General features: G+C 74.0%; 19 protein-coding genes and 1 other RNA gene. 14 read left to right on the top strand and 6 right to left on the bottom strand.

Going from position 1 to position 18938, the window contains the following annotated elements:
* Positions 1 to 70 precede the first annotated feature (70 nt).
* The 3 genes from BIV23_RS21710 to BIV23_RS21700 are packed head-to-tail and all read left to right on the top strand — an operon-like array spanning position 71 to position 3056.
* Positions 71 to 910 carry a Nif3-like dinuclear metal center hexameric protein gene (locus tag BIV23_RS21710; protein WP_071382580.1) on the top strand — a complete coding sequence of 280 codons (840 nt, stop codon included), beginning with the start codon at positions 71 to 73 and terminating at the stop codon, positions 908 to 910.
* A 13-nt stretch (positions 911 to 923) separates the two neighbouring features.
* Complete coding sequence (locus BIV23_RS21705; RefSeq protein ID WP_079173291.1) at positions 924 to 1667, top strand: CT398-like coiled coil hairpin domain-containing protein; 744 nt, start codon at positions 924 to 926, stop codon at positions 1665 to 1667.
* A gap of 33 nt (positions 1668 to 1700) precedes the next feature.
* On the top strand, positions 1701 to 3056 hold the full coding sequence (locus BIV23_RS21700) for a bifunctional RNase H/acid phosphatase (protein WP_071382579.1): 1356 nt from the start codon (positions 1701 to 1703) through the stop codon (positions 3054 to 3056).
* Here the strand turns inward: BIV23_RS21700 and eda are convergent.
* Positions 3028 to 3699, bottom strand: coding sequence for a bifunctional 4-hydroxy-2-oxoglutarate aldolase/2-dehydro-3-deoxy-phosphogluconate aldolase (gene eda, locus BIV23_RS21695; RefSeq protein ID WP_071382578.1), 672 nt, complete (start codon positions 3697 to 3699; stop codon positions 3028 to 3030). The genes BIV23_RS21700 and eda overlap by 29 nt on opposite strands.
* Positions 3700 to 3770: 71 nt before the next feature.
* Positions 3771 to 4562: a peroxide stress protein YaaA gene (gene yaaA / locus BIV23_RS21690; RefSeq protein WP_071382577.1), complete on the bottom strand. Its 792-nt coding sequence runs from the start codon at positions 4560 to 4562 to the stop codon at positions 3771 to 3773.
* A 74-nt stretch (positions 4563 to 4636) separates the two neighbouring features.
* On the opposite strand from yaaA, the gene BIV23_RS21685 reads away from it, so the two are divergent.
* The gene (locus tag BIV23_RS21685) at positions 4637 to 6070 is read left to right on the top strand and encodes an RNB domain-containing ribonuclease (protein WP_071382576.1); all 1434 of its coding nucleotides are present in this window, start codon (positions 4637 to 4639) and stop codon (positions 6068 to 6070) included.
* 116 nt (positions 6071 to 6186) lie between these two features.
* On the opposite strand, the gene BIV23_RS21680 is transcribed toward BIV23_RS21685, so the two are convergent.
* Positions 6187 to 7734 (bottom strand): FAD-dependent oxidoreductase, encoded by a 1548-nt coding sequence (locus BIV23_RS21680; RefSeq protein ID WP_071382575.1) that lies wholly within the window; start codon positions 7732 to 7734, stop codon positions 6187 to 6189.
* Positions 7735 to 7782: 48 nt separating this feature from the next.
* Here BIV23_RS21680 and BIV23_RS21675 point away from each other — a divergent pair, with 48 nt between their 5' ends.
* From BIV23_RS21675 to rnpB, 3 genes are all read left to right on the top strand, one after another.
* Positions 7783 to 8430 (top strand): TetR/AcrR family transcriptional regulator, encoded by a 648-nt coding sequence (locus tag BIV23_RS21675; RefSeq protein WP_071382574.1) that lies wholly within the window; start codon positions 7783 to 7785, stop codon positions 8428 to 8430.
* 29 nt (positions 8431 to 8459) lie between these two features.
* On the top strand, positions 8460 to 8717 hold the full coding sequence (locus BIV23_RS21670; RefSeq protein ID WP_071382573.1) for a hypothetical protein: 258 nt from the start codon (positions 8460 to 8462) through the stop codon (positions 8715 to 8717).
* Positions 8718 to 8912: 195 nt separating this feature from the next.
* An RNA gene (gene rnpB / locus BIV23_RS21665) (RNase P RNA component class A) lies at positions 8913 to 9317 on the top strand.
* Between the two features lie 62 nt (positions 9318 to 9379).
* Here rnpB and BIV23_RS21660 read toward each other — a convergent pair.
* Entirely contained in the window at positions 9380 to 9718 is a 339-nt protein-coding gene (locus BIV23_RS21660) for a MazG-like family protein (RefSeq protein WP_071382572.1), read from the bottom strand.
* Positions 9719 to 9764: 46 nt separating this feature from the next.
* A complete protein-coding gene (locus tag BIV23_RS21655) occupies positions 9765 to 10310 on the bottom strand; it encodes a DoxX family membrane protein (RefSeq protein ID WP_071382571.1) in 546 nt (181 codons plus the stop codon).
* Between the two features lie 129 nt (positions 10311 to 10439).
* Between BIV23_RS21655 and BIV23_RS21650 the strand changes: the two genes are divergently transcribed.
* The 3 genes from BIV23_RS21650 to BIV23_RS21640 all read left to right on the top strand — a co-directional run bounded on the left by BIV23_RS21650 (position 10440) and on the right by BIV23_RS21640 (position 13312).
* Positions 10440 to 10766, top strand: coding sequence for a hypothetical protein (locus BIV23_RS21650; protein WP_071382570.1), 327 nt, complete (start codon positions 10440 to 10442; stop codon positions 10764 to 10766).
* An 83-nt stretch (positions 10767 to 10849) separates the two neighbouring features.
* A complete protein-coding gene (locus BIV23_RS21645) occupies positions 10850 to 11839 on the top strand; it encodes an aldo/keto reductase (protein ID WP_071382569.1) in 990 nt (329 codons plus the stop codon).
* A 243-nt stretch (positions 11840 to 12082) separates the two neighbouring features.
* The gene (locus tag BIV23_RS21640; protein ID WP_079173282.1) at positions 12083 to 13312 is read left to right on the top strand and encodes a D-alanyl-D-alanine carboxypeptidase family protein; all 1230 of its coding nucleotides are present in this window, start codon (positions 12083 to 12085) and stop codon (positions 13310 to 13312) included.
* 286 nt (positions 13313 to 13598) lie between these two features.
* On the opposite strand, the gene BIV23_RS21635 is transcribed toward BIV23_RS21640, so the two are convergent.
* Complete coding sequence (locus BIV23_RS21635; protein ID WP_071382567.1) at positions 13599 to 14357, bottom strand: SDR family oxidoreductase; 759 nt, start codon at positions 14355 to 14357, stop codon at positions 13599 to 13601.
* 157 nt (positions 14358 to 14514) lie between these two features.
* Between BIV23_RS21635 and BIV23_RS21630 the strand changes: the two genes are divergently transcribed.
* The 4 genes from BIV23_RS21630 to BIV23_RS21615 all read left to right on the top strand — a co-directional run bounded on the left by BIV23_RS21630 (position 14515) and on the right by BIV23_RS21615 (position 18844).
* On the top strand, positions 14515 to 15810 hold the full coding sequence (locus tag BIV23_RS21630) for a multidrug effflux MFS transporter (protein WP_071382566.1): 1296 nt from the start codon (positions 14515 to 14517) through the stop codon (positions 15808 to 15810).
* The gene (locus tag BIV23_RS21625; RefSeq protein WP_245790593.1) at positions 15750 to 16931 is read left to right on the top strand and encodes a serine hydrolase domain-containing protein; all 1182 of its coding nucleotides are present in this window, start codon (positions 15750 to 15752) and stop codon (positions 16929 to 16931) included. Before BIV23_RS21630 ends, BIV23_RS21625 begins: the two co-directional genes overlap by 61 nt.
* Before the next feature lie 276 nt (positions 16932 to 17207).
* A complete protein-coding gene (locus BIV23_RS21620; protein WP_071382565.1) occupies positions 17208 to 18203 on the top strand; it encodes a small ribosomal subunit Rsm22 family protein in 996 nt (331 codons plus the stop codon).
* A 26-nt stretch (positions 18204 to 18229) separates the two neighbouring features.
* Positions 18230 to 18844 carry a TetR/AcrR family transcriptional regulator gene (locus tag BIV23_RS21615; protein ID WP_071382564.1) on the top strand — a complete coding sequence of 205 codons (615 nt, stop codon included), beginning with the start codon at positions 18230 to 18232 and terminating at the stop codon, positions 18842 to 18844.
* Positions 18845 to 18938 lie beyond the last annotated feature (94 nt).

The following is an 18938-nucleotide window of genomic DNA, read 5'->3' as shown; positions in this document are numbered from 1 at the left end:
TTTGTGCTGACCGGGACGAGACCGTGCGCATGCGGTACGGCCGCGCCGAACGGCCAGGTAGCCTTTTCCCGTGCCCCGTCTGTCTGAAGTCATCGCCGCGCTGGACAACCTGTGGCCCGCCGAGCGGGCCGAGTCCTGGGACGCGGTCGGCACGGTCGTGGGCGACCCCGGCCAGGAGGTCACCCGCGTCCTGTTCGCCGTCGACCCGGTGCGGGACGTCGTCGACGAGGCGGTGAAGCTCGGCGCCGACCTGCTCGTCACCCACCACCCGCTCTACCTGCGCGGTACGACGACGGTGGCGGCGACCCACTTCAAGGGCCGCGTCGTGCACACGCTGATCAAGAACGACATCGCCCTGCACGTCGCCCACACCAACGCCGACACGGCGGACCCGGGCGTCTCCGACGCCCTCGCCGGCGCCCTGGACCTGCGGGTCGTACGCCCCCTGGTCCCGGACCCGGCCGACCCGGCGGGCCGCCGGGGCCTCGGCCGGATCTGCGAACTCGACCACCCCCTCACGGTCCGCGAGCTGGCCGCCCGCGCCGCCGAGCGGCTGCCCGCCACCGCGCAGGGCATCCGGGTGGCCGGTGACCCCGAGGCCGTCGTCCGCACGGTCGCCGTCAGCGGCGGCTCCGGGGACAGCCTCTTCGACCAGGTCCGCGCGGCCGGCGTCGACGCCTTCCTCACCGCCGACCTGCGCCACCACCCGGCGAGCGAGGCCGTTGCCCAGAGTCCCCTCGCGCTGCTCGACGCGGCGCACTGGGCCACCGAGTGGCCCTGGTGCGAGCTGGCCGCGAGCCAGCTCGACGAGATCTCCGACCGCCACGGCTGGGACCTGCGCGTCCACGTCTCCACGACGGTCACCGACCCCTGGACCGCCCACGCGGCGTCCACCACCTCGAACAGCTAACAGGAGCCCCCAACTGAACGCCGCGCCCGCCGACCAGATCCGTCTCCTCGACGTCCAGGCCCTCGACGTCCGTCTCCAGCAGCTCGCGCACAAGCGGAGGTCGCTGCCCGAGCACGCCGAGATCGACTCGCTGAACAAGGACCTCACGCAGCTGCGCGACCTGCTGGTCGCCGCGCAGACCGAGGAGAGCGACACCGCCCGCGAGCAGACCAAGGCCGAGCAGGACGTGGACCAGGTGCGCCAGCGCGCCACCCGCGACCAGCAGCGCCTGGACTCCGGCGCGGTCACCTCGCCGAAGGACCTGGAGAACCTGCAGAAGGAGATCGTCTCCCTCGCCAAGCGCCAGGGCGACCTGGAGGACGTGGTCCTGGAGGTCATGGAGCGCCGCGAGTCCGCGCAGGAGCGGGTGGCCGAGCTGACCGAGCGGGTCGGGTCGGTCCAGTCGAAGATCGACGACGCGACCGGGCGCCGGGACGCGGCCTTCGAGGAGATCGACGGCGAGGCCGCGACGGTCACGAAGGAGCGCGAGGTCGTGGCCGCGTCCGTCCCGGCCGACCTCCTCAAGCTCTACGACAAGCTGCGCGAGCAGCAGGGCGGCATCGGCGCGGCCAAGCTGTACGCCCGCACCTGCCAGGGCTGCCGCCAGGAGTTGGCGATCACCGAGCTGAACGAGGTCCGCGCGGCCGCGCCGGACACCGTGGTGCGCTGCGAGAACTGCCGCCGCATCCTGGTGCGCACGGCCGAGTCGGGTCTGTAGACCTCAGACCTTTGTAGACAAGGGGCTTGTCGGGTGCGGGAGTTCATCGTCGAGGCCGACGGCGGGTCACGGGGCAACCCGGGACCCGCCGGCTACGGCGCCGTGGTCAGCGACGCGGCGACGGGGGAGACGCTGGCGGAGGAGGCCGAGTTCCTCGGCGTCGTCACCAACAACGTGGCCGAGTACTGGGGCCTGCTGGCCGGCCTGCGCGCCGCCCATGCCCTCGACCCGACGGCCACGGTCCATGTCCGCATGGACTCCAAGCTCGTCGTCGAGCAGATGTCGGGCCGCTGGAAGATCAAACACCCCGACATGAAGCCCCTGGCGACCCAGGCCCGCTCGGTCTTCCCGCCCGACCGGGTCACGTACGAGTGGATCCCCCGCGAACGGAACAAACACGCCGACCGGCTGGCGAACGAGGCGATGGACGCGGGGACGAAGGGCGAGACTTGGTCACCAGCCATGTCCCGGGCGGAGCTGGACACCCCGTCGGCCGTCCCGGAGCCGTCGGGTCCGCCCGGGGACGCGACCGAGGGCGCGGCGAGGGCGCGGGCGGGCGGCCGTGTGGCGGGCAGCGGTGCATCCGGCGCAGCTGCGGGCAGTCGTGCCGCTGGGGCGGCTCCCGTCCCGGAGAAAGGCGCACCTTCAAGCGAGCAGCGCCCGGCAGCCCCCAGCGAGCCTCAGCCTGTCAGTACCAGCGGGGGAGCCACCGACAAGCAGCAACTCTCCAGTGCCCCCGGCTGGAGCTCCGCCCCCGACCTCGGCGCCCCCGCCACCTTCGTGCTGCTCCGCCACGGTGAGACCCCGCTGACCCCCCAGAAGCGCTTCTCGGGCAGCGGCGGCACGAACCCGTCCCTCTCCGAGGCCGGTCGCGAGCAGGCCCGCCGTGCCGCCGAAGCCCTCGCCCGCCGTGGGACCGTCCAGGCCGTCGTCGCCTCGCCCCTCGCCCGCACCCGCGAGACCGCCGGCATCGTCGCCGAGCGCCTCGGCCTGGACGTGGTGATCGAGGACGGCCTGCGCGAGACGGACTTCGGCGCCTGGGAGGGCCTCACCTTCGGCGAGGTCCGCGAGCGTCACCCGGACGACCTGAACGCCTGGCTCGCCGACCCCGGGGCCCATCCCACCGGCGGCGGCGAGAGCTTCGCCGAGACGGCCACCCGGATCGCCGCCGCCCAGGAGAAGCTGGTCGCGGCCTACGCGGGCCGCACGGTTCTGCTGGTCAGCCATGTGACCCCGATCAAGACGTTCATCCGGCTCGCCCTCGGCGCCCCGCCCGAGTCCCTGTTCCGCATGGAGCTGTCGGCGGCCTCCCTGTCGGCGGTGGCGTACTACGCCGACGGCAACGCCAGCGTCCGGCTCTTCAACGACACGTCCCACCTGCGTCCCTGAGCCCGGCCGCCGCCCGCGCCAGCTCCTCGATCCGCGCCCAGTCCCCGGCGGCCACCGCGTCCGCCGGGACCATCCAACTCCCGCCCACACAGCCGACGTTGGGCAGGGCGAGATACTCCGGCGCGTTCGCCGGACCGATCCCGCCGGTCGGGCAGAACCGGGCCTGCGGCAACGGCCCGGCCAGCGACCTGAGATACGCCGTGCCGCCCGCCGCCTGTGCCGGGAAGAACTTCATGTCCCGCACCCCGCGCTCCAGCAGCGCGACGACCTCCGAGGTGGTCGACACCCCGGGCAGGAACGGCAGCCCCGAACCGCGCATCGCCGCCAGCAGTTCGTCCGTCCAGCCGGGGCTGACCAGGAACCGCGCCCCCGCCGCCGTGCACGCGCTGACCTGCTCGGGTGTGATCACCGTGCCCGCGCCGACCACCGCCGAGGGCACCTCGGCGGCTATCGCGCGGATCGCGGCCGGCGCCGCCGGTGTCCGCAGGGTCACCTCGATCGCGGGCAGCCCGCCCGCCACCAGCGCCCGCGCGAGCGGCACGGCGTCGGCGACGTCGGAGACGACGACCACGGGAACGACGGGAGCCGGCGCGACGAGATCGTGGACGGAGGCAGGCGAGGGTGCGGGCAGCGGTGAGGTCATGCCCTCATCGTGCCCAGCCGCTGCATCACACGCAATGAGCGTTGCGCATGTTGCAATAAGAGTCGGTGCGGCTAGTGGATCTCCTCCACCAGTACGTCGAGCGCCCACGCCCGGCCCGCCTTCTCCGGGGCCTGCGCCTCCACCTCGTACCCGAGGTCCCGCAGCGCCTCCACCAGCTCGGCCGGGTCCTTCGGCGCGGCGCCCTCCGACAACAGGCTGCGCACGATCCGGCCCTTGGTCGCCTTGTTGAAGTGGCTGACCACCTTCCGGGTCGGCGCGTGCAGCACCCGTACCGTCGCCGTCCGCCCGGCGACCTCGCCCTTCGGCTTCCAGGCCGCCGCGTACGCCGCTGAGCGCAGGTCCAGCACCAGGCCGTGCCCGGCCGCCTCCGGCAGCACGTCCGCCATCGGCGCCCGCCAGTGCGCGGCCAGCGCGCCGAGCCCCGGCAGCTTCACGCCCATCGAGCAGCGGTAGGAGGGGATGCGGTCGGTCACGCGCACCGCGCCCCACAGCCCGGAGAAGACCAGCAGCGAGCGCGCCGCCCGCTGCTTCGCCGCCGTGTCCAGCGTGGCCAGGCCGAGGGCGTCGTAGAGGACACCGGTGTAGATCTCCCCGGCCGGGCGGGCGCCCGCCGTCGTCAGGCCGGCGTTCTTCGCGACCTCGCCGCGCAGCCCCTCGCTCAGGCCCAGCACCTCGCGCGCCTTCTCGTTCTGGTCGGGGTCTGCGGCACACAGCTCGACCAACTCGCCCAGCACCGCCTCCCGCGCGGCGCTGAGCCCCGGCAGGGACAGCGAGGAAAGCTTCAGCGGGGCACCCGCGCCCGAGTTCGCCTTGCCCTCGGACGGCGGCAGCAGGACCAGCACCACGTACTCCTTACCTAGACCTCCGCGACAGCGTACGGCGTGCCGGGCCCCTGCCCGCGACCTACGCTCGCTGTATGCCCCGCCGCAAGATCCGTGTGACCGGTGCCCCCGAGGCTCCGCTGCGGGCCGCGCTCGCCGCGCTGCGTACCGAACTCGGCATTCCGGAGGACTTCCCGCCCCCGGTCCGGGAGGAGGCGGAGCGCGCGGCGAAGGCGCCCGCCGTACCGTCGTACGACGCCACCGACATCCCCTTCTTCACCCTCGACCCGCCCGCCTCCACCGACCTCGACCAGGCCACCCACCTGTCCCGGCGGGCCGGCGGCTACCGGGTCCGGTACGCCATCGCCGACGTCCCCGCCTTCGTCGCACCCGGCGGCGCGGTGGACGCGGAGGCGCACCGGCGCGTCAACACCCTGTACTTCCCCGACGAGAAGGTGCCGCTGCACCCCGTCGTGCTGAGCGAGGGCGCCGCGAGCCTGCTGCCGCACCAGGTCCGCCCGGCCGTGCTGTGGACCATCGACCTGGACGCGGACGGGCGGACCACCGCCGTCGACGTGCGCCGCGCCCTGGTCCGCAGCCGCGCCAAGCTCGACTACGCGGGCGTGCAGCGGCAGATCGACGCCGGGACCGCCGAGGAACCCGTCGCACTGCTCAGGGAGATCGGCGAGGCGCGGGAACGGCTGGAGGCGGAGCGCGGCGGCATCTCCCTCAACGTGCCCGAGCAGGAGATCACCGCGCGGGACCACACCTACGTCCTCGGCTACCGCGCCCCGCTGCCCGCCGACGGCTGGAACGCCCAGCTCTCCCTGCTCACCGGCATGGCCGCCGCCGAGCTGATGCTCGCCCACGGCACCGGCGTACTGCGCACCCTGCCCGCCGCCCCGGACGGTGCCGTCGCCCGGCTGCGCCGCACCGCGACCGCGCTGCACATCGACTGGCCGCACCATGTGTCGTACGCGGCCCTGATCCGCTCCCTCGACCCGGGCGACCCGCGTGACGCGGCCTTCCTCCAGGAGTGCACGACCCTGCTGCGCGGCGCCGGGTACACCGTCTTCACCGGCGGCGACCTGCCCGCGATCACCACGCACGCCGCCGTCGCCGCCCCGTACACCCACTGCACGGCCCCGCTGCGCCGCCTCGCCGACCGGTACGCCGCCGAGATCTGCCTCGCCGCCGTCGCGGACCAGGCCCCGCCCGACTGGGTGCTCGCCGCGCTCGACACGCTGCCCCGGCGGATGGCCGACGGCGCCCGGATCGCCGGGACGGTCGAGCGGGAGTGCGTCGACCTGGTGGAGGCGGCCCTGCTCAAGGACCGGATCGGCGAGGTCTTCGAGGCCTGCGTGGTGGACGTGGAGGAGCGCCGGCCGACCGTCGGCACCGTGCAGTTGATCTCCCCGGCCGTCATCGGCCGCATCGAGGGCGACCACCTCCCGCTCGGCGAACGGCTGCGGGTGCGGCTCGCCCAGGCCGAACCGGGCACCTCGAAGATCCTCTTCACGGCCGTGTGAGCGGCCGGACCAGGCCGCCGGGATCGTCCGCGTGCAGCCGTACGACGGTGACGTCCCCGCGCCGGCCGAGCAGCGTCGCCGGGCCGCAGCGCACGGTGCGGGTCAACAGGACAAGGTCAAGCGGCGTCGGCCCGTGCGCCCAGCCAGCGTTCCAGCACCTCCGGCAGGTCCTTCGTCTCCACGGCTTCCGCCGCCTTGTCGGCGGCCCAGGCCACGAACCCGTCCGGGCGTACGAACAGTGCCCCGAGGCCGGGCCGGGTCGGGCAGGCGAGGGTGCGGACCTCCAGCCGGTCGCCGTAGCCCTCGGCCCGCGCGCACACCCCGGGGTCGTCGGCGAGGTCGAGCAGCAGGGCGCGGCCGGTGTGCAGATGGTCGCCGAGCCGGCTGCCGTCGGACAGCTCCAGGTCGGGCGCGCTCGCGCCGGTCAGCGGGTGCTCGCCGGGCAGGTCGTAGCGCTGCCAGACGCCGGAGATCTTCGTGACGAAGTACGTCGTGCCCGTCGTGGTCAGCGCCAGGTCGGTCACCACCCGGCGCAGCGCGCGGGCATGCCGGTCGGGGCGCATCACCGCGATCTGGGCCCGGGTCCAGTCGAGCACCCAGGTGCCGAGCGGATGCCGTTCGGCGGTGTAGGTGTCCAGCAGGGACTCGGGCGCGTGCCCGCGTACGACAGCGGCCAGCTTCCAGCCCAGGTTCATCGCGTCCCCGAGGCCGAGGTTCAGGCCCTGCCCGCCGAACGGCGAGTGCACGTGCGCCGCGTCCCCCGCGAGCAGCACCCGGCCCTTGCGGTAGTCGGCGGCCTGGCGGGCGTTGTCCGTGAACCGGGTGGCGCTGAGCACCTTGGTGATGGTCACCTCCGGCACCTGCGCCACCCGCCGCAGGGCGGCCTGGAGTTCCTCGGCGGTGATGGGGGCCGTGCGGTCGGCCGGGGGCCCGTCGAACTCCACGGTGAGGATCCGCCCGGGGAACGGCCCGTGGACGTACGTCCCGGTGTCGGTCGTGTTCCAGCCCTCGCGCAGCCGCTCGCCGCCGGTCAGCTCCACGATCGCCTGATAGCCGGTGATCTCCGGGTCCGTGCCCGGGAAGTCGAACCCGGCGGTCTGGCGGACCGTGCTGCGCCCGCCGTCACAGCCGACCAGCCAGCCCGCCCGGACCGTCCCCCGACCGGTGTGTACGGCGACCCCGTCCGCGCCCGCGTCGAAGCCGGTCAGCTCCACGCCCCGGCGCACCTCGACCCCGAGCCGCTCGGCCCGCCGGGCCAGGATCCGCTCCAGCGCGGCCTGCGGCACGCCGAGTCCGGAGTCGGCGGCCGGGCCGGCCTCGGCCCAGGCGGGGTCGGAGCCGTCGAACAGGGTCTTGTCCATCGGGATCCCGGCGAAGTGCCCGGCGAACCTGGGCGGCATCCGGTCCTCGGCGCCCTCGCCCCTGAAGGCGCGTATCCGCTCCAGCGCCGCCTCCCACACCGCCGCCAGCTCGGGCAGCAGGCCGCGCCGGTAGAGGGCGACCGCGCTCGGGATGTTGATCGCGCCCGCCTTGATCGTCTCGTCCACCTCGGCCAGCCGCTCCACGACCAGCACCCGCGCCCCGCCGAGCCGCAGCTCGCAGGCGAGGAAGAGCCCCACGGGCCCGGCGCCCGCCACCACCACGTCGTAGTCCGTCGTCGTCATGGGTTCTTACTGTAGTCACTAAAAATTTTGGGCGACTATAGTTTTCTCGTGAACGGCGAAAGCGCGCCTGGCGGCGATGACGGACTCCCCCTGCGGGAGCGCAAGAAGCGCGAGACGCGGCAGCGGATCTCGGACATCGCCACGGGCCTGTTCGCCGAGCGCGGCTTCGACGCGGTGACGGTCGCCGAGGTGGCGCGGGCGGCGGGCGTGTCCGCGATGACCGTCTTCAACTACTTCCCGCGCAAGGAGGACCTGTTCCTCGACCGCATCCCGCAGGCCGCCGAACTCTTCGCCGGAGCCGTCCGCGACCGCGCCCCGGACGAGCCGCCGCTGGCCGCCCTGCGCCGCCTCGCCCTCCGCCTCCTCGACGAGCGGCACCCGTTGAGCGGGGTGGGGGAGCGCTACCCGCGCTTCTTCCGCATCGTCATCGCCTCCCCGGCCCTGCGTTCCCGTGCCCGCGAGGGTGTCGAGGAGGTGGAGCGGGCCCTCGCCGCCGCCCTCGCGGACGCGGGTACGCCGGACCCCCGCCTCCTCGCGGCCCTGGCCGTCGCCGCCTACCGCACGGTCTTCCTCGCCTCCGTGGACCGCCTGCTGGCCGGCGACCCGGTGGCCGAGGTGGCCCGGAGCCACCGGGCGCGCCTGGAGGCCGCGTTCACGGCCCTGGAGCGGACGGGCCTCGACGGCTCATGGTGCTAGCCGTGGTCGGCCTTCGCGGTGCTGGGGGCATGAACCACGGCCGGCTCGCCGGCACCCTGGCCCTCGTCCTTCTCGTCCTGCCGAAGCTGGCCTTCCCGGTGGCCCTCGGCGACGCAGCCCGCAGGGCCGAGGGACGACTGCCGCCGCGCGCGGTGCCGTACCGCAACGCGCTGCACCGCGCCCTCGTCCCGCTCGCGCTGATCGTCGCCTGCACCGTGCTGCCGGCCTCCTGGCCGCCCGCCTTCGCGGCCCAGTGCGGCCGGCTCGCGCTCGCCCGCATCTCGTAGGACCGCGCCTTCGGCTACGGCCGGCGCACCGAGGAGGGCTCCCGGCGTGGCTGACCGACCGGACACCGCACTCACCCCGAGGGCGTCGGCGTCGCCGGGGGTTCGGTACGTCCTTGCGTACGACGACGGGCCTGGCGACGGTGTCCACCGGTCCCCGCCGCTCCCGGCTCCCGGTACCATGGTCGACACGGCAGACGAGCCGGGCGGGCGGCCGCGTGGAGTTCCCCCAGGGGGCTTCCCGAGGAACGTCCGGGCTCCACAGGGCAGGGTGGTGGCTAACGGCCACCCGAGGCGACTCGCGGGACAGTGCCACAGAAAGCAGACCGCCGGGGACCTCGGTCCTCGGTAAGGGTGAAACGGTGGTGTAAGAGACCACCAGTGCCCAGGGTGACCTGGGCAGCTAGGTAAACCCCACCCGGAGCAAGGTCAAAAGGAGCGCCGTGAAACGCGCTCTGCGCGGACGTTCGAGGGCTGCCCGCCCGAGTCCGCGGGTAGACCGCACGAGGCCGGCGGCAACGCTGGCCCTAGATGGATGGCCGTCGCCCCGGCACCCGCGAGGGTCCCGGGGAACAGAACCCGGCGTACAGCCCGACTCGTCTGCCATCGAAGCCCTGACCAGGAGAAAATGCCTGGCCAGGGCTCTTGTGCGTCTTTGGTCTCGTTCACTCCGAGGGCTTCGTCGCCCGCTCCCGCACCCTCTCCACATGCCGCTCGAACACCTCCCGCGCCTCCGGTGTCAGCGTGCGCAGGGCGACGAGGGCCGTGATGGCGACGTCGCACAGTTCCGCCTGGACGTCGTCCCAGTCGTGGGTGACGCCCTTGCGGGGGTTCTGGCCGGTCGCCCCGATCACCGCCTCCGCGACCTCGCCGACCTCCTCCGACAGCTTGAGGATGCGCAGCAGGAGGCCCTCCTGGCCGGTGTGGGTCCGGGTGGACTCCAGGCGGGACCAGAGGTCGTCGACGGCCGGCCAGAGAGGGGCGGCGGGATGCTGATCGGTCATGCCGTTCAGCGTCCCACGCCGTACCGCCGTCCAGCCGGCAGCCGGATCACTCCTCGAACAACGCCTCCTGCTCGCCCTCCTCCTTCAGCCGCACCCGGCAGTTCCGGGCCCCCACCACCACCGCCGTGGCCGCCGCCGTGACGCCGAGGGCCACCGGGACCATCCAGCCGCGGTCGAAGACGTGGCCGAGGGCGTGGTCGAGGGAGAGCCGGCCGGGGCCGGCCACCGAGAGGCCGGCCGCCGCGAGGCCCAGGGTCGCGGCGTACTCGTAGCCGCCCGCCTGGGCGAAGAAGCCGTTGGGCAGGTGGACCGCGGCCGCCCCCGCCATCGCGCCGGCCGCCGTCGCGCCCGCCGCCGGGGTCGCGAGGCCCAGGGCGAGGAGCGCGCCGCCGCCCGTCTCCGCGAGGCCCGCCGCCGTCGCGCTCGCCTTGCCCGGCGTGTAGCCGACGGACTCCATGAACTGGCCGGTGCCCTCCAGACCGTGCCCGCCGAACCAGCCGAACAGCTTCTGCGCGCCGTGCGCGGCCAGCACCCCGCCGGTGCCCAGCCGGAGCAGCAGCAGGCCCAGATCACGTCGGTCGAAACAGGTCACGGCGACTCCCAGGAGACGGGCGGACAGGAGAGGGGCCCCGCCTCCCACCGTCGCAGGCATCACCCTCACGGGCGCGTCGGGGAGGGCGTTCGGGTGGCGGGGCCGGGGGAGCGGTGTGAGCCTGGCGCCATGACGATCAAACCAGCCAATCTCAGCGACCCGGCCGTCCGGGCCTTCGTCACCGCCGTCAACTCCCATGACAGGGAAGGCCTGCTGCACCTCCTCGCGCCCGGCGCGACCATGGCCGACGACGGCCGGGACCGGGAACTCGACCAGTGGATCGAGGACGAGATCTTCTCCTCCAACGGCCACATGGAGGTCGAGAACGAGTCCGACGGCGGCCGGGCGCTGCGCGCCCGCTACCGCAACGACACCTATGGCGAGATGAGCACCCAGTGGCGCTTCACCGTCGACGACGAGGGACAGATCTCCCGGTTCGAGACCGGTCAGGCGTGACCGGCCGGGCATGAAGGATCTCCCAGGAGTCGTCGTTCCGGGGCTTGTCCTCGTGTGCGCTTCAACTCCTAGCGTCCGCACACATGACACATGAGACCCAGAGGACCCTGGGACGCACGGGGATCGACGTCAGCGCGCTCGGTTTCGGGTGCTGGGCCATCGGCGGTGAGTGGCAGGCCGCCGACGGGCAGCCGCTCGGCTGGGGCGCGGTGGACGACGAGGAGTCCGTACGGGCGGTCCACCGCGCCCTCGACCTCGGCGTCACCTTCTTCGACACCGCCGACTGCTACGGCACCGGGCACAGCGAGCGCATCCTCGGCCGGGCGCTGGGCAGGCGGCGGGACGACGTCGTCGTCGCCACCAAGTGGGGCAACCTCTTCGACGAGCGCACCCGCACCGCCGACGGCCAGGACGACACCCCGGCACACGCCCGCCGGGCCCTGACCGACTCGCTGCGCCGGCTCGGCACGGACCACATCGACCTCTACCAGTTCCACCTCTCCGACGGCGACCCGGAGCGGGCGGCCGAACTCCGGGAGGCCTGCGAGGAGTTCGTGCGGGAGGGCGTCGTGCGCGCCTACGCGTGGAGCACCGACGACCCCGACCGCGCCGCCGTGTTCGCCGCGGGGGAGCACTGCGCGGCGGTCCAGCACACGCTCAACGTGCTGCAGGACGCCCCCGACCTGCTGGCGCGGTGCGAGGAGTGGGGGCTCGCGAGCATCAACAGGAGCCCGCTGGCCATGGGGTTGCTGGCCGGGAAGGGGCGGGGCCGGCCGGCGGCCGGTGACATCCGGAGCAGGCCGCCGGCGTGGCTCCCTGGCTACGACGCGGACGGGTCCGGCGCCGACGAGGAGTGGCTGGCCCGGATCGACGCCGTGCGGGACATCCTCACGAGCGACGGCCGAACCCTCGCCCAGGGCGCCCTCGCCTGGCTGTGGGCCCGCAGCCCGCGCACGATCCCGATCCCCGGGTTCCGCACGGTCGCGCAGGCCGAGGAGAACGCCGGGGCCATGGCGAAGGGGCCTCTCACCGCCGGGCAGTTGACCGAGGTCGAGCGTCTGCTGGGGCGGTGAGCGGCCCCTGGCCGCACTCCTGCCCGGTACTGGCGATCGGACCGCCGGCGACCGCGAGGCCGACCGCGAGCGCGACGGTCGTCATGAACGCCGGGGCGGAGAGGGCGCCACCAGACACGCCGCAAGGCAGGGAGGAGCCGGGAAACGCGAGTAACTCATAGGATTTTCATAACGCGGCAAATTCCGCGCCGTCCGACACCCGGGTTCAGGAAGTCGCAGCTCGTCGCGGTGTACGGTCCCGGAGTGCGTGAATGTTCCCGGATCAGCCGGCGTGCCGTCCTCGGTCTGACGGCCGCCGCCCTTCCTCTGTCCACGGCTGCGACCCTCCCCCTGGCCACGGCCGCCGCGGCCGAGCCCGCCGTCATCGGGGGCGAGCAACTGGCCCGCGACGGCGTCCAGGTGCGCGGTGCCTCCGGCCTTCCCGCGAAGATCACCGCCCGCTCCTGGCTGATCGCCGACTGCGACAGCGGCGAGGTGCTCGCCGCGTTCAACGCGCACCGGCGGCTCCCGCCCGCGTCCACGTTGAAGATGCTGTTCGCCGACACCGTGCTGCAGAAGTTCGACCGCACCGAGCGGTACACGGTCAAGGACTCCGACCTCGCCGACATTCCGGCCGGCTCCAGCCTGGTCGGCATCAAGTCCGGCATCACCTACACCGTCGAGCAGCTGTGGCAGGGCGTGTTCCTGCGCTCCGGCAACGACGCCGTGCACGTGCTGTCCCACATGAACGGCGGCATCGGCACGACGGTCGCCGAGATGCAGGCCAAGGCCACGGACCTGCAGGCCCTGGACACGCACGTGGTCAGTCCCGACGGCTTCGACCACCCGGGCCAGATCTCCTCGGCGTACGACCTCACGCTCTTCGCCCGCCACGGCCTGAAGAACACCGACTTCCGCGGCTACTGCGGCACCCGCGTCGCGAACTTCCCGGCGGGCGGCAGGAAGACCTTCCAGATCCAGAACACCGACCGCCTGCTGACCGGGGCCTTGGGCCTGAGGACGTACGACGGCCTGATCGGTGTCAAGAACGGCTACACCAGCAACGCCGGCAACACCTTCACCGGTGCCGCCACCCGGGGCGGTCGCACCCTGCTGGTGACGGTCATGCACCCCGCCGAGGGCAGCAACGCCGTCTACGAGCAGACGGCCGCGCTGCTCGACTGGGGCTTCGGGGGCGGGCGTTCGGCCCAGCCGGTGGGCACACTCGTCGAGCCGCTCAGCGAGGGCGGCGCGAAGGCGAACCCGGCGCCGGGGGCCAAGGGGGCGCAGCTGGCGGGCGGCGGCGAGTCGACGTCGTCCGGCGGCCCGTCCGCCGGCCGTCTGGTGGAGGGCGCCGCGGGTACGGCGCTGCTGCTGGCGGCGGCGGGTGCCTGGGTGGTGAAGCGGCGGCGCAGGGCGGTCGCGGCGGCCGAGGCGGCCGCGCCGGTCGAGCCCCAGCCGACGGAGCCGGCCGCCGGCCGCCACCGGCGCTGAACCGGCTGCCCCCGAACCGCTCGAACCGCTGAACGGTGCGGCGGCGTTCCACCGGCCGGTGCGCACCTCGCGTCCCCGCGAGGTCCACCCCCGACTCCGGCCCGGTGGAACGGCCGCCGCCTTCCCCCCCTCGGTATGGCTTGCGGAATCCACGCGCTCCAAGTGTGAAGCTCTCGTGGAGGAAAGTTGAGCACATGTGCTCGACCGGCCGCAATACCGCGGATGTTCGAGCTCCGTTTGTGGTAAGGCGGAAAAGCAGAACCGGAAAAGCGGACCCGGCGCGCCCTCAGCCCCGCCCGACGTACGGCATCGCCGTCGCCAGCACCGTCGCGAACTGCACGTTCGCCTCCAGCGGCAGCTCGGCCATGTGCCGCACGGTGCGCGCCACGTCGGCCGCGTCCATCACCGGTTCCGGCACCGTCTCGCCGTTCGCCTGCAGCGCGCCGACCTGCATCCGGGCCGTCATGTCGGTCGCCGCGTTGCCGATGTCGATCTGCCCGACCGCGATCCGGTACGGCCGCCCGTCCAGCGACAGCGACTTGGTCAGCCCGGTCAGCGCGTGCTTGGTCGCCGTGTAGGCCACCGAGTGCGGGCGCGGCGTGTGCGCCGAGATCGAGCCGTTGTTGATGATCCGGCCGCCCTGCGGGTCCTGCTCCTTCATCCGCCGGTACGCCGCCTGCGCGCACAGGAACGCCCCGGTGAGGTTGGTGTCCACCACGTGCCGCCAGGCGTCGTAGGGGAGTTCCTCGACCGGGACCCCGCCGGGCCCGAAGGTCCCCGCGTTGTTGAACAGCAGGTCCACCCGCCCGAACCGCTCCACGGCCGCCGCGAACAGCGCGTCCACGTCCTCGGGCCGGGAGACGTCGGTGCGCACGGCGAGCGCGGCGCCCCGCGGGACCAGTGCCGCCGTCTCCTCCAGCGTCCCGGTGCGCCGGCCGGCCAGCGCCACCGACCAGCCGGCCCGCAACAGCTCCACCGCGACGGCCCGCCCGATACCGGAACCGGCGCCGGTCACCACCGCGATCTTCGATTGCCTGTCAGTCATGGCTCCGCAGCGTAGGCGGGAAGTCCGCGATGCGGAACGCCATGTCCGCCATACGGCTATTCGGCGTCCTGGCCGCACCGTTCTCGCTCATGCGTGCCCCGGCCATGTGTACGAGCTGAGAGCATGGGTGCCGGTTGTCTCGCAGAGGGAGGGAAACATGCGCGAGCGCACGGCCCCGGCCGCAGCGCGGTCCGGACACCCGGCACCGCTCCCGGCCGCCGCCCGCCGCACCGGCCTGCTCGTCACCTTCGTCCTCGGCGGCCTCACCGCGACACCCCCGCTGGCGATGGACATGTACCTGCCCTCGCTGCCCGAGGTCACCACGTCCCTGCACGCCTCCGCCGCCACGGTCCAGCTCACGCTCACCGCGTGCCTGGCCGGCATGGCGCTCGGACAGCTGGTCGTCGGCCCGATGAGCGACCGCTGGGGCCGCCGCCGCCCGCTGCTCACCGGCCTCGCCGTCTACGTCCTCGCGACCGCCCTGTGCGCGTTCGCGCCGAACGTCGAGACGCTGGTCGCCTTCCGCCTCGCCCAGGGCCTCGCGGGCGCCGCCGGGATCGTCATCGCCCGGGCCGTCGTACGCGACCTGTACGACGGCGTGGCCATGGCCCGCTTCTTCTCCACCCTGATGCTGATCTCCGGGGTCGCCCCGGTCGTGGCCCCGCTGATCGGCGGCCAGATCCTCCGGGTGACCGACTGGCGGGGCGTGTTCGTCCTGCTCACCGTCGTCGGCGCGCTGCTCGCCGCGCTCGTCTGGCTGCGGCTGCCCGAGACGCTCCCGCCCGAGGAGAGGCACGGCGGCGGAGCGTCGGAGGCCCTGCGCGCCATGCGGGCGCTCCTCGCCGACCTGCCCTTCACCGGCTACATGCTGGCCGGCGGCTTCGCCTTCGCCGCGCTGTTCGCCTACATCTCCGCGTCCCCCTTCGTCGTCCAGGAGATCTACGGCGCCTCCCCGCAGACCTTCAGCCTGCTCTTCGGCCTCAACTCGGTCGGCCTGGTGGCCGCCGGACAGCTCAACGGCAAGGTGCTGGTCGGCCGGGTCGCCCTGGAGAAGGTGCTGGGCGCGGGCCTCGCGGTGATCGTCCTCGCCGCGACGGCGCTGCTGCTGACGGCGACGGGCACCTTCGGCGACGTCGGCCTCGCCCCCGTCGCCGCGGCCCTGTTCGTCCTGATGTCGGCGATGGGCGTCACGCTCCCCAACGCCCAGTCCCTCGCCCTGCTGCGCACCCGGCACGCCGCCGGCTCCGCCTCCGCGCTGCTCGGCACCACCTCCTTCCTCGTCGGCGCGGTCGCCTCCCCCCTCGTCGGCGTCGCCGGGGAACGCACCGCCGTACCCATGGCGCTCGTCCAACTGGCGGGAGCACTGGTCGCGGCGGCCTGCTTCGTGGGAATGTGCCGTCCCTGGGACACACGGGGGAACACCCGTGCGGGGTCGGAGGGAGACGAGCACTGAGCGCACCGAGACTGCGCGTCGACACGCCGGAACGGGCCGGGCTCGACCCGGCCGCCGTCGAGCACCTGATCGGCGAGCTGCACGCCCTCACCCACGGGGACCGCCCCTGGGCGCCCGGCGCCGTAGCCCTCGCCGGCCGCGGCCCCGTGATCGCCGTCGCCGCGGCCGCGGGCTGGGCGGTGCGGTACGCCGGCCATGACGCCGAGACCGGCACCGGCATCGAACTGCCGCCCGAGGACCGCGTCCCGGCGACCGTCGACACGCCCTTCGACCTGGCCTCCCTGACCAAACTGTTCACCTCGGTGGCGGCCGTGCAGCAGATCGAGCGCGGCACCCTCGGCATGGACGCCCGCGTCGGCGACTACCTGCCCGACTTCCACGCCGTGGCCGCCCACGGCATCACCGTCCGCCAACTCCTCACGCACACCTCGGGGCTGCCCCCCGAACTCCCGCTGTACGACTGCCCGGACGACGCCGCCCGCCGCTCGCTGCTGCGGGCGCAGGCCCCGACGAGCGAGCCGGGCACCCACGTCTACTCGGACCTGAACATGCTCCTGCTCCAGGCCGTGCTGGAGCGCATCACCGGCCGCACCCTGAACGTCCTGATCGAGGACGGCATCACGCGTCCGCTCGGCATGACGGCGACCCGCTTCGGGCCCTGCCCCGGCGCGGCGGCCACCGAGGACCAGCGGCGGCCGTGGGCCAAGGCGGAGCGGGGGATGCTGCGGGGCGTGGTCCACGACGAGAACGCCTGGGCGCTCGGCGGGGTCGCCGGCCACGCGGGCCTCTTCTCGACCGCCCCCGACCTGGCGGTCTTCTGCCGCACCCTGCTCGCCGGCGGCTCCTACGGCCCCGCCCGCATCCTCGGCCCCGACTTCGTCGAACTGCTGCTGACCCCGCCCGGGCTCGGCTTCGCCGTCGACCAGCCCTGGTTCATGGGCGAGCTGGCGGGCGGCGGAGCGGCGGGCCACACCGGTTTCACCGGTACGTCGCTGGTCCTGGACCCGGCGACGGACACGTTCCTGGTGCTCCTGGCGAACACGGTCCACCCGAGGCGCCGGCCACCGGACAGCGGACCCCGGGCGGCGCTGGCGACGCGACTGGCGAGGGCGGTGATCTGAGCATCGCCGTAGGGCCCTGTCGTCACATTCCCGTCGTCGCCCGACGGGCGTGCCAGGCGTCGTGGGGCGGACGGGCCCGAGGCGCCGGTCACCGGACAGCGGACCCCGGGCGGCGCTGGCGACGCGACTGGCGAGGGCGGTGATCTGAGCATCGCCGTAGGGCTCGTCGTCACATTCCCGTCGTCGCCCGACGGGCGTGCCACGCGTCGTGGGGCGGACGGGAACGTGACGACAGGGCCAGGTCCGGTGGTCCGGGCGGCGCCGTAGAATCGCCGGGTGAACGCCCCCGTACCACCGGCCGAAGCCCTCCGCCGAAGCCTCGCCGAACTGCTCGACGGACTCCCGCCCCGGCAGGCCACCGCCGCCGTCGACCGGCTCATCGCCAACTACCGGGGCGACACCCCCACCTCCGCCCCGATCCTGCGCGACCGCGCCGACGTCGCCGCCTACGCCGCCTACCGGATGCCCGCCACCTTCGAGGCCGTCCGCTCCGCGCTGGCGGCGTTCGCCGACGCCGCCCCCGACTGGACGCCCGACAGCCATGTCGACGTCGGCGGCGGCACCGGCGCCGCGACCTGGGCCGTCACCGCGACCTGGCCCGGCGGGCGCGAGGTCACCGTGCTGGACTGGGCCGAGCCCGCCCTCGCCCTCGGCCGGGAGCTCGCCGCCGCCAACCCGGCCCTGCGGGGCGCCCGTTGGCAGCGCGCCCGGATCGGCGCGGACCTCACCCTGGAGGACACCGACCTCGTCACGGTGTCGTACGTCCTGAACGAGCTCGCCGAGCCCGACCGGGCCGCGCTCGTCGACGCCGTTGCCGCCGCCGCGCAGGCCGTGGTGATCGTGGAGGCCGGCACCCCGGCCGGCTACGCCCGCGTCATCGAGGCCCGTGACCGCCTGGTCCGGGCCGGGCTGCGCGTCGTCGCCCCCTGCCCGCACAGCGCCGCCTGCCCCATCGAGCCCGGCCGGGACTGGTGCCACTTCTCCGCCCGGGTGAGCCGCTCCTCCCTGCACCGCCAGGTCAAGGGCGGCACCCTGCCCTACGAGGACGAGAAGTTCTCCTACGTCGCCGCGACCCGCCTGCCGGCGCGGCCGGCGCCCGCTCGGATCGTCCGCCGCCCCCAGATCCGCAAGGGCCAGGTGCTGCTGGACCTGTGCGAGACCGACGAACGGCTGGCCCGTACGACGGTCACCAAGCGCCACGGCGATCTCTACAAGGCGGCGCGGGACGCCGAGTGGGGAGACCCCTGGCCGCCACCGGAGGCGGACGCGTGACCGGCGGAGCTTGTTAGCGTCCCCCCATGGCCAAGAACCCCGCCCCCGACGCCAGCCGTCGCAGCGAGAAGTCCCGTCGGGCGATCTACGAAGCCGCCCTCGCCCTGGTCGGTGACGTCGGGTACCCGAAGACCACCGTCGAGGGGATCGCCGCCCGGGCCGGGGTCGGCAAGCAGACGATCTACCGCTGGTGGCCGTCCAAGGCGGCCGTGCTGCTGGAGGCGTTCCTCGACCTCTCCCTGCAGGCGGCACAGGAAGCGGGGCAGGCGCCGTACGTCATCCCGGACACCGGCGACCTCGCCGCCGACCTCAAGGCCGTGCTGCGGATCACGGTGGACCAGATGGCCGACCCGCGCTTCGCGGTGCCCGCCCGGGCGCTGGCCGCCGAGGGCCTGGTCAACGAGCCGCTGGGCCGCGAGTTCGTCACCAAGCTGCTCGAACCCCAGCTCCAGCTGTACGTCGACCGGCTGCGGGCCGCGCAGGCCGCCGGGGCGGTACGGGCCGACGCCGATCCCCGTGTCGCCCTGGAGCTGTTCGTCTCGCCCCTGGCCCAGCGCTGGCTCCAGCACACGGGCCCGATCACCTACGCCTACACGGACACCCTCGTCGACTACGCCCTGTACGGACTGGCCCCCCGCTGATCCGTGTGAGGCGCGTCTCGTCCGGTTCCTCCGGATCCGCCCCGCGGCCCCCCGAAGCGGAGGAAGATGGGACGATAAGGCATGCTGTCCGCAC

The organism is Streptomyces monashensis (genome assembly GCF_001866665.1).
In the GTDB taxonomy this organism is placed as follows: Bacteria; Actinomycetota; Actinomycetes; order Streptomycetales; family Streptomycetaceae; genus Streptomyces; species Streptomyces monashensis.
This window is presented reverse-complemented; position numbering and strand designations above follow the sequence as displayed.